This is a genomic window from Kineococcus vitellinus, assembly GCF_009906315.1.
Taxonomy (GTDB): Bacteria; Actinomycetota; Actinomycetes; order Actinomycetales; family Kineococcaceae; genus Kineococcus; species Kineococcus vitellinus.
On sequence record NZ_JAAALL010000456.1, the window covers coordinates 1 to 2,290 of the forward strand.

At 72.1% G+C, this 2,290-nt stretch carries 2 protein-coding genes; one reads left to right on the forward strand and one right to left on the reverse strand.

The genetic code is table 11. The annotated features are described in order from the left end of the window. Positions 1 to 41 precede the first annotated feature (41 nt). Positions 42 to 908, forward strand: coding sequence for a hypothetical protein (locus tag GTQ99_RS22350; protein WP_420814611.1), 867 nt, complete (start codon positions 42 to 44; stop codon positions 906 to 908). Here the strand turns inward: GTQ99_RS22350 and GTQ99_RS22355 are convergent. Further along, positions 884 to 2,170, reverse strand: a complete 1,287-nt coding sequence (locus tag GTQ99_RS22355; protein ID WP_166617877.1) for a citrate synthase — start codon at positions 2,168 to 2,170, stop codon at positions 884 to 886. The genes GTQ99_RS22350 and GTQ99_RS22355 overlap by 25 nt on opposite strands. Positions 2,171 to 2,290: the final 120 nt, after the last annotated feature.

Genomic DNA, 2,290 nt, shown 5'->3' on the forward strand with positions numbered 1-2,290 from the left:
CGTCCTGGGTCAGCCACACCACGCCCCCCGCGGGCACCGTGGTGCTCGCGGGGGGCGTGGTGTGGCTGACCCAGGACGAGGACGCGCCCGCGGTGCGCGAGCGCTGCTCGGCGCGCGTGGGCGGGGAGTCGACCTCGATGTCGCCCGAGCAGGCCGGCAACGCGGCCACGGTCGTGGGCATCTCGGTGCTGCGCGGGCTGCCGGCGCGGGCGGCCACCATCGCCATCGCCACCGTCGTGCAGGAGTCGCGGATCGAGAACCTCGACCACGGCGACCGCGACTCGCTGGGGCTCTTCCAGCAACGGCCCTCGCAGGGCTGGGGCACGCCGGCGCAGGTGCAGGACCCGGTGTACGCCACGAACGCCTTCTACGACGCGCTCGTGGAGGTCGACGGCTACCGCGACCTGCCGGTCACCGACGCCGCGCAGCGGGTGCAGCGCAGCGGCTTCCCGCTGGCCTACGGCGACCACGAGCCCGAGGCGCGGCTGGTGGCCAGCACCCTCACCGGCTACGACCCGGGCGGCTTCAACTGCCGGCTGCGCGCGCTGGACGAGAGCATCGAGCGCGGCGACGACGACTCCCCCACGCCCACCGCGGACCGGCTGCGCCGGGCCGTGGCCGCGCAGGTCACCGCGAGCGCCCCCCGCGTCGTCGCGGAGAGCGAGGGCAAGGTGCTGGAGTACCGGCTGGAGGGCGAGGAGGCCGCGCGGCTGGCGTGGGCGCTGGCCGGCTGGTCGGTGGCCTCGGCGAAGGTCCACGACGTCACCGAGGTGAGCGTGGCGGGTTCGCGCTGGAGCCGGGAGCGCTCCGGGCGCGGGTGGGTCGCGGCGGAGACCGGGGTGCCCACCGGCGGTGTGCGGGTCGGCGACCGGTCAGCGGCCGGTCAGCGGCCGGCGAGGTCCCGGTAGTCGCGCGCGCCCTCGCCGACGTAGACCTGGCGCGGGCGGCCGATCTTCGTGGCCGGGTCGTTGATCATCTCGCGCCACTGCGCGATCCAGCCGGGCAGGCGTCCGAGGGCGAACAGGACGGTGAACATCTTGGTGGGGAAGCCCATCGCCTTGTAGATGATGCCCGTGTAGAAGTCCACGTTGGGGTACAGCTTGCGCTCGATGAAGTAGTCGTCGTGCAGCGCGATCTCCTCCAGCCGCATGGCGATGTCGAGGAGCTCGTCGCGCTTGCCCAGACCGGACAGGATCTGGTCCGCGGTCTTCTTCACGATGGCCGCGCGCGGGTCGTAGTTCTTGTACACCCGGTGGCCGAAGCCCATCAGGCGCACGCCCTTCTCCTTGTTCTTGACCTTCGTCATGAACGTGTCGACGTCGTCGTCGGAGTTCCGGATCGTCTCGAGCATGTCGAGGACGGCGGAGTTGGCGCCGCCGTGCAGCGGCCCGGACAGGGCGTGGATGCCGGCGGAGACGGAGGCGAACAGGTTCGCCTGCCCCGACCCGACCAGGCGCACGGTGGAGGTGGAGCAGTTCTGCTCGTGGTCGGCGTGCAGGACCAGCAGCTGGTCGAGCGCCTTGACCATGACCGGGTCCACCTCGTAGTCCTCGGCGGGGTTGCCGAAGGCCAGCCGGGTGAAGTTCTCCACCAGGCCCAGGCGGTTGTCGGGGTAGAGCAGCGGCTGGCCCAGCGACTTGCGGTGCGCGTACGCGGCGATCGTCGGCAGCTTGGCCAGCAGCCGGATCGTCGACAGCTCGACCTGCTCGTCGTCGAAGGGGTTCAGCGAGTTCGGGTAGAACGTCGACAGCGCGCTGACGGCGCTGGAGAGGACGGGCATCGGGTGCGCGTCGCGGGGGAAGCCGTCGAAGAACCGCTTGAGGTCCTCGTGCAGCAGGGTGTGGCGCTGGATCCGCTCGGTGAAGGCGGACAGCTGCTCGGCCGTCGGCAGCTCGCCGTAGATGAGCAGGTAGCTGGTCTCGACGAAGGTGGACTTCTCGGCGAGCTGCTCGATGGGGTACCCGCGGTAGCGCAGGACCCCGGCGTCGCCGTCGATGTAGGTGATGGCGGAGGTGCAGGACGCGGTGTTGGTGAAGCCGGCGTCGAGCGTGACCAGCCCCGTCTCCTTGAGCAGGCTGCCGATGCCGAAGCCGGGCGCCCCCTCGGTCGCCGGGGTCACGGGGAGGTCGAGCTCGCCACCTGCGTGCTTCAGCGCAACGGAGTCAGCCATGCGGCGACCGTACCCGCCCGCGGCGAGGCGACGCGACACAGGTGCGTCACACCCGGGGCGGTGTGACGGGGACCACGCCGCGGTCCCCGCCCGCGCCCACCCGGCCGGCGCTCAGAGCCC

Excerpts from the sequence above, each read along its gene's own strand:
- GTQ99_RS22355 (WP_166617877.1), bottom strand. The coding sequence starts at position 2,170 with ATGGCTGACTCCGTTGCGCTGAAGCACGCAGGTGGCGAGCTCGACCTC.